This is a genomic window from Martelella sp. UBA3392 (assembly GCF_002358775.1).
In the GTDB taxonomy this organism is placed as follows: domain Bacteria; phylum Pseudomonadota; class Alphaproteobacteria; order Rhizobiales; family Rhizobiaceae; genus Martelella; species Martelella mediterranea.
Genome location: NZ_DEPM01000227.1, coordinates 4,052 through 11,222, shown reverse-complemented (window position 1 = coordinate 11,222; position 7,171 = coordinate 4,052). Strand labels below are relative to the sequence as shown.

General features: G+C 63.0%; 6 protein-coding genes. 5 read left to right on the top strand and 1 reads right to left on the bottom strand.

Annotation, left to right across the window (positions count from 1 at the left end; all coding sequences use genetic code 11):
• Positions 1-394 precede the first annotated feature (394 nt).
• A complete protein-coding gene (lexA, locus tag B4E36_RS18315; RefSeq protein WP_345900652.1) occupies positions 395-1,102 on the bottom strand; it encodes a transcriptional repressor LexA in 708 nt (235 codons plus the stop codon).
• 285 nt (positions 1,103-1,387) lie between these two features.
• Between lexA and B4E36_RS18310 the strand changes: the two genes are divergently transcribed.
• The 5 genes from B4E36_RS18310 (at position 1,388) to B4E36_RS18290 (ending at position 7,091) form a co-directional block, all read left to right on the top strand.
• Positions 1,388-2,554, top strand: a complete 1,167-nt coding sequence (locus tag B4E36_RS18310) for a nucleotide sugar dehydrogenase (RefSeq protein WP_292055570.1) — start codon at positions 1,388-1,390, stop codon at positions 2,552-2,554.
• A gap of 218 nt (positions 2,555-2,772) precedes the next feature.
• On the top strand, positions 2,773-3,927 hold the full coding sequence (locus tag B4E36_RS18305) for a Gfo/Idh/MocA family protein (protein WP_292055569.1): 1,155 nt from the start codon (positions 2,773-2,775) through the stop codon (positions 3,925-3,927).
• 2 nt (positions 3,928-3,929) lie between these two features.
• Positions 3,930-5,087, top strand: a complete 1,158-nt coding sequence (locus tag B4E36_RS18300) for a dihydrodipicolinate synthase family protein (RefSeq protein WP_292055568.1) — start codon at positions 3,930-3,932, stop codon at positions 5,085-5,087.
• Between the two features lie 4 nt (positions 5,088-5,091).
• The gene (locus B4E36_RS18295) at positions 5,092-5,919 is read left to right on the top strand and encodes a sugar phosphate isomerase/epimerase family protein (protein WP_292055567.1); all 828 of its coding nucleotides are present in this window, start codon (positions 5,092-5,094) and stop codon (positions 5,917-5,919) included.
• A gap of 161 nt (positions 5,920-6,080) precedes the next feature.
• Positions 6,081-7,091: a tripartite tricarboxylate transporter substrate binding protein gene (locus tag B4E36_RS18290; RefSeq protein WP_292055566.1), complete on the top strand. Its 1,011-nt coding sequence runs from the start codon at positions 6,081-6,083 to the stop codon at positions 7,089-7,091.
• Positions 7,092-7,171: the final 80 nt, after the last annotated feature.

Genomic DNA, 7,171 nt, shown 5'->3' with positions numbered 1-7,171 from the left:
GTTGTCAGTCGCTCCCGCCCCGGTTTCCAGCCCTGCCGCTCCGGCGCATACCTAATCACGCCGGCGATGCGCCGCCAGCACGGCGCCTTCCAATTCACGCTGCCGCCGGCTGGCAGTCGAATTACGGGCGATGGCGACATACGGCGCTTGGTTGCGGAGCCGGACGGGGGCGGGGCAATCGTTCAGCAAGCAAGCAATGCCAATCCGCCGAGAGAAGGCAAAGCGGACGCTGCGGCTGCGCCGCCCACGGCAGCAAAACCGCCCTGCGGCCCCATGACGCTCTCAGTCAGCACGTCGGTCAGAGCGCTGACGCGCCCGTGGAACAGGCACCGGCTCTATGACTGGCGCTCCGGCGAATACCTGCCGGTCATCGCGGTTCCTGAGACCCTGACCTTCAGTGGTAACGGCGGATCAGGCCGACAAGCTTGCCCTGCACCTTGACCTGGTTTGCCGAAAAAATGCGGGTCTCGTAAGCGGGGTTGGCCGCTTCCAGGGCGATCGACGCGCCCTTGCGGCGGAACCGCTTCAGCGTCGCTTCCTCGTCATTGACCAGCGCCACGACGATATCGCCGGGCGAGGCGGTGGAGATGTTGCGGATGATCACGGTGTCGCCGTCGAAAATCCCGGCCTCGATCATCGAATCGCCCTGCACCTCCAGCGCGTAATGTTCGCCCGCGCCCAGCATCTCCGCCGGCACGGTGATCTGATGGGTGTTTTCCTGGATCGCCGAAATCGGCACGCCGGCGGCAATCCGGCCCATGACCGGAATACCGGTCGAGCCGCTGTCATTGGCGCCGGCCGGCGCCTTCGGCTCTTCCTGTTTCTTGCCGAGCGAGCCCTCGATCACGCTTGGCGAAAAGCCCCGGCGCGGCTGCTGGCCGATGACGCTGTCCGGCATGCGCAGGATTTCCAGCGCCCGGGCGCGGTTGGGGAGCCGGCGAATGAAGCCGCGTTCCTCCAGCGCGGTGATCAACCGGTGAATGCCGGATTTCGACGCGAGGTCCAGCGCTTCCTTCATTTCGTCGAAGGATGGCGGAATACCGGTCTCTTTCATCCGTTCATGAATGAAATACAGCAATTCCTGTTGTTTGCGTGTCAGCATTTCCTGCCCCTGGCCCTTCGAAACAAATCCAGAACGAATATACATGTTCTCACTGTGTTCCGCAAGTCCGCCCCCAGGCCCGGCAATCAAGGGGTTTCGCACCGCCGATGCGGCTCGGGCGCCGAATCGACAAACCGGCAGGCCGGTCTCGTCTCAAAAGCCATTCCATGCCGAAAGCCGTCCATTTGGAAGCCGGAGCGCGTGCCGGGCGACTTGCCAATTTATGTGCCGCGGGCGATAAACCGGCGAGCGTGACCGGGCCACTGGATCGATCTGGAGTGAAACATGAAAATCGCGGTTGCCGGTATCGGCTATGTCGGGCTTTCGAACGCGGTCCTGCTGGCGCAGAACCACGAGGTGGTGGCGATCGATATCGATCCGGGGCGGGTGGATGCACTGAATGCCGGCAGGAGCCCGATCGTTGACAGTGAGATCGAGCGCTATCTGGCGGAAAAGCCGCTGCGGCTGAAGGCGACAACCGAAGCGGCGGCAGCCTATCGCGATGCGGATTTCGTGATCGTTGCCACGCCGACCAATTACGATCCCGAGACCAATCACTTCGACACCTCGTCGGTGACCAGGGTTATAAGTGATGTGCTGGCCTCGGGCAGCGCCGCCACGATCATCATCAAATCCACCGTACCCGTAGGCTTTACCGACCGCACGCGGCTTGCCTTTCAAAGCGACCGCATCATCTTCTCCCCGGAATTCCTGCGCGAGGGGCGGGCGCTCTACGACAACCTCAATCCTTCGCGGATCGTCATCGGCGAGCGTTCCGCCCGGGCGGAGACCTTTGTCGGCCTTCTGGTCGAAGGCGCGCTGAAGAAGGATGTTCCCGTGCTCTACACCGGGGCGTCGGAGGCCGAGGCGATCAAGCTTTTCGCCAACACCTATCTCGCCATGCGCGTCGCCTATTTCAACGAACTCGACAGCTATGCCGTCACCCACGGCATGGATTCGCGGCAGATCATCGAGGGCATCGGCCTCGATCCGCGCATCGGCGACCATTACAACAACCCATCCTTCGGCTATGGCGGCTACTGCCTTCCCAAGGACACAAGGCAGCTTCTGGCCAATTATTCGGAGGTGCCGCAGAACCTGATTCGCGCCATCGTCGACGCCAATACCACCCGCAAGGACTTCATCGCCGAACGCATCATCGCGCTGAAGCCGAAGTCGGTCGGCATCTACCGGCTAGTGATGAAGGCGGGTTCCGACAATTTCCGCCAATCCTCCGTTCAGGGCATAATGAAGCGGATCAAGGCCAAGGGCATACCGGTCACCGTCTACGAACCGGCGCTGAAGGACGATTCCTTCTTCAATTCGCCTGTGAGCAGGGATCTGGACGCTTTCAAGAACAATGCCGACCTGATCGTTGCGAACAGAATGACCGATGAAATCCGCGATGTCGCCGAAAAGGTCTTCACCCGCGACCTTTTCGGCGCCGACTGATCGGCCGCAACCGCGTTACGAGAAACCTGAGCCGGCGACCATCAATCTGCGGCTCTCCGGCGCCGATGTAACGTCGCTGCCGGGGTTTTCCGGTCCGGTTTCGCTCGCGAGAGTGACCGTATGTCTCCCGCTTCCGCGCTATTAATTTTTGTCAGTCTGCCTTGTTGACGCGTTTATTACTAACTGGTAGGTAATGACCAAGTTCAGGGAGGAATTCTATGGCTGATACCAATCGTATCGGGATCATCATGCACGGCGTCACCGGCCGCATGGGAATGAACCAGCATCTTATCCGCTCGGTGCTCGCGATCCGCGATCAGGGCGGTCTGCGTTTGAGTGACGGCTCGCTTGTGATGCCGGACCCGATCATCGTTGGCCGCAATGCCGCCAAGATCGAGGAACTGGCGAAGCGCCACGGCGTTGCGCGCGTCACCACCGATCTCGATGCGGCGCTTGCCGACCCTTACAATGTCATCTTCTTCGATGCCGCCTCCACCAAACTGCGTCCGACGTTGCTGAAAAAGGCGATCGACGCGGGCAAGCATGTCTATTCCGAAAAGCCGGTTTCCGAGGGGTTGGAAGAGGCCGTCGAGATCGCCCGCTATGCCAAGGAAAAGGGCGTCAAGAACGGCATCGTCCACGACAAGCTCGACCTGCCGGGCCTCGTCAAGCTGAAGCGGCTGCGCGACAACGGCTTCTTCGGCAAGATCCTGTCGGTGAAGGGCGAATTCGGCTACTGGGTCTTCACCGGCGAGGACCAGCCGGCGCAGCGCCCGAGCTGGAACTACCGCGCCGAGGATGGCGGCGGCATGGTTTCCGACATGCTCTGCCACTGGCGCTATGTGCTGGACAATGTCATCGCCCCGGTAAAGTCGGTCTCCTGCACCACCGCGACCCATATCCCGACCCGCATCGATGAGCAGGGCAGGGAATACAAGGCAACCGCCGATGACGCCGCCTATGCGACCTTCATGCTGGAAGGCGATATCGTCGCGCATATCAATTCAAGCTGGTGCACCCGCGTTCGCCGCGACGATCTCGTAACCTTCCAGATCGACGGCACCCACGGCTCCGCCGTTGCCGGGTTGCACAAGTGCTACAGTCAGCACCGCGCCAATACGCCGAAGCCGGTGTGGAACCCCGACGAACCGCAGAAGATGAACTTCTTCGAGGACTGGCAAGAGGTGCCGGACAACACCGTCTTCGACAATGGCTTCAAGGTGCAGTGGGAGCAGTTCCTGCGCCATGTGCTGGAGGACGGTCCCTGGGCCTATACGCTGACCGAGGGCGCCAAGGGCGTGCAGCTCGCTGAAGCCGGCTACAAGAGCGCGCGCGAACGCCGCTGGGTCGACCTCGAAGATCTGGGAATCTGATCATGACCGCTATCAAGCTTCCGACCGCTTCCGGCGGCATCGAGACCTTCTCCTTTTCCGGTGCCAGCGTGACGCCGGACAGGGGGCCGTGGAACCGCAAGGTGTTTGCCGCCGCGCACGTGGTGGTCGATCCGCTCGCTGACAACAATCCCTGGTCCGACTGCAATGTTGACTGGGACCGGACGCTCGCCTTCCGCCATCACCTCTGGTCGCTCGGCTTCGGCGTGGCCGAGGCCATGGACACCGCCCAGCGCGGCATGGGCATGGACTGGCCGACCTCTCTGGAGCTGATCCAGCGTTCCGTGAAGGAAGCGAAAGCCGGCGGTCATTCGATTGCTTGCGGCGCGGGCACCGACCACCTCGACCCGGCCGATGCGAAGACCATCGATGACGTGATCGCGGCCTACGAAATGCAGTGCGAGGCGGTCGAAGCCACCGGCGGTCAGGTGATCTTGATGGCCTCGCGCGCGCTTTGCAAGGTCGCGAACAGCGCCGACGATTACGCCCGCGTTTATGGCCGCATTCTATCGGGCCTGAAGCAGCCGGCCGTGCTGCACTGGCTCGGAGAGATGTTCGACCCGGCGCTGGAAGGCTATTGGGCGAGCGCCGATCACATGGCGGCGATGGATACCTGCCTGAAGGTGATTGCGGACAATGCCGACAAGGTTGACGGCATCAAGATCTCGCTGCTTTCGGCCGAAAAGGAAATCGCCATGCGCCGCCGCCTGCCGGATGGCGTAAAGATGTATACCGGCGATGATTTCAACTATCCGGAGCTGATCGCCGGCGACGACCAGGGTTACAGCCACGCGCTTCTCGGCATTTTCGATCCGATCGCTCCCGTGGCGGCCACCGGGCTTGCTGCGCTGGCGAAGGGTGACATGCAGCGATGGGGCGCGGTGATGGAGCCGACCGTGCCGCTGTCGCGCCATATCTTCAAGGCGCCGACGCGCTACTACAAGACCGGCGTCGTGTTCCTGGCCTATCTGATGGGCCATCAGGACCATTTCACCATGCTCGGCGGCCAGCAGAGCGCCCGCTCGGCGCAGCACCTGGCCGAGATCGTGCGCCTTGCCGATGCGGCTGGGCTGATCGCGGATACCGAGATGGCCGCAGCCCGCACCGCGCGGGTGATGGCCACCCACGGCATCGGGGTCTGACGGCATGGCGGTGATCACCCCCGAAAGGCTTTCGCTGAACACAGCGACCACGCGGGCACAGTGGAAACTCGATCAGGCGATCGAAGGCTGCGCCCGTCACGGTTTCGGCGGCCTGTCGCCATGGCGCGACCAGTTGCAGGCGCTTGGCGTCGACAAGGCCGCGCGCCAGATCCGCGATGCCGGGCTTGCTGTTTCCGGCCTTTGCCGCGGCGGCTGGTACACGGCCGAAGGCGCGCTGACGGATGCCGTTCTGGCCGACAACCGCCTCGCTGTCGATGAGGCCGCGACCATCGGCGCTGAATGCCTTGTCATGGTCGTCGGCGGCCTGCCGAAGGACAGCCGCGATATCGATGGCGCCCGCGCCATGATCGAGGAAGGGCTGGCGAAGACACTCGACTATGCTCGCACCGCAAACGTGAAGATCGCCATCGAGCCGCTGCATCCGATGTATGCGGCCGACCGCGCCGCGGTGAACACGATGGCGCAGGCGCTCGACATCTGCGACCGGCTCGGCGACGGCATCGGCGTTGCCGCCGACGTCTACCACATCTGGTGGGACCCTGCGGTGAAGGCCCAGATCACCCGCGCGGGGAAGGCGCGGCTGTTGGCGTTTCACCTTTGCGACTGGCTGGTGCCGACCACCGACATGCTGAACGACCGCGGCATGATGGGCGATGGCGTCATCGATATCCCGGACCTGCGCGCAGCCGTGGAGGCCGAGGGCTTTGCTGGACTGAATGAGGTTGAGATTTTTTCAGCGGAGAACTGGTGGAAGCGCGATCCGGACGCGGTGATGGAAGTCATCATCGAACGCGCCGCCGGCTGCTGCTGAGTTTGAATTACCTGTTTGCGCAGGCAGGCGGTCGGAAGGCCGGGGGAGGAGCAAGAGGAGCGCTTCCCCGGCGGATCGGCCGAAAACTGCGGAATCTGGTCGCTTGACACGAGGTCAGGCGCCCGTAACCTACTATCCAGTAGTCAAGGGAGGAGACTATCATGTCCATGATTTCGAAGCTGGCTGTTTCCGCAGCCGCAATCGCGATGTTCGCCGCCAGCGCGGCCACCGCCCAAACCTGGCAGCCCGACCGGCCGATCAACATCATCGTGCCGTGGTCGGCGGGTGGTTCGACCGACCAGGTCACCCGCGTGGTGGCCCCGATCCTTGCCGACGCGCTTGGCACGGAAGTCGTCGTGGTCAACCAGCCGGGCGCGTCCGGCTCGATCGGCACCAAGGCGGCGACTGATGCCCCGCGTGACGGCTATACCTGGACCGCGAACGCAATCGCCAACAATGCCACCTATGCCGTTTCCGGCCTTCTGGAAGAATCCAACATCGATGATTACCGGATCTACCTGCATGTCGCCAACGCGCCGCTGATCTCGGTCAACTCCGATGCGCCCTACAAGGATTTCGCCGAACTGATGGAAGCGATGAAGACCGGCGATGTGACCGTCGGCACCGCCGGCGTCACCTCCTCCGGCGGCACGGCCTTTGCCACGCTGCAGGATGCGATGGGCGGCGAATTGTCGGCGCGCATGGTCGCCTATGATGGCGGCAATCCGGCCGTTATCGCCGCGGCTTCCGGCGAGGTCGACATGACGACCCAGCTTGCCGTGGAGCAGACCGAAATGATCAAGGCCGGCCGTCTGCGTCCGCTCGCCGTGCTCTCCGACACGCCGCTCGAAATCGAAGGCATCGACCCGGTTCCGCCGGTCACCAAATGGCTCGATATCGATGTCGCTCCGGACTATTTCGGCGTCTTCATCCCGAAGGGCGCGCCGCAGGAGGTCTATGACACGGTCGATCAGGTCTGGGCCGACAAGGTGATGAACTCCGAGGCGCTGAAGAAATATGCCAATGAGCGCGGCGCGAGCTTTGCGCCGAGCTATGGCGACGAGGCCCGCGCCCGCGCCATTCCGGTTGCGACCAACGAGGCCTGCGCCTTGAAGGCCCGCGGCGAGGCGGTCAAGGACCCGTCCGAAGTCGGCCTGACCTGCCCGGAATAAGGCTGCCAAAGAGCGAGGCCTTGGCGATATAAAATCTCCCCCCTTGAGGGGGAGATGCCCCGACAGGGGCAGAGAGGGGT

Coding starts and splice junctions, on each gene's coding strand:
- B4E36_RS18295 (WP_292055567.1), top strand. CDS start 5,092: ATGGCGGTGATCACCCCCGAAAGGCTTTCGCTGAACACAGCGACCACG.
- B4E36_RS18305 (WP_292055569.1), top strand. CDS start 2,773: ATGGCTGATACCAATCGTATCGGGATCATCATGCACGGCGTCACCGGC.
- B4E36_RS18290 (WP_292055566.1), top strand. CDS start 6,081: ATGTCCATGATTTCGAAGCTGGCTGTTTCCGCAGCCGCAATCGCGATG.
- B4E36_RS18300 (WP_292055568.1), top strand. CDS start 3,930: ATGACCGCTATCAAGCTTCCGACCGCTTCCGGCGGCATCGAGACCTTC.
- B4E36_RS18310 (WP_292055570.1), top strand. CDS start 1,388: ATGAAAATCGCGGTTGCCGGTATCGGCTATGTCGGGCTTTCGAACGCG.
- lexA (WP_345900652.1), bottom strand. CDS start 1,102: ATGCTGACACGCAAACAACAGGAATTGCTGTATTTCATTCATGAACGG.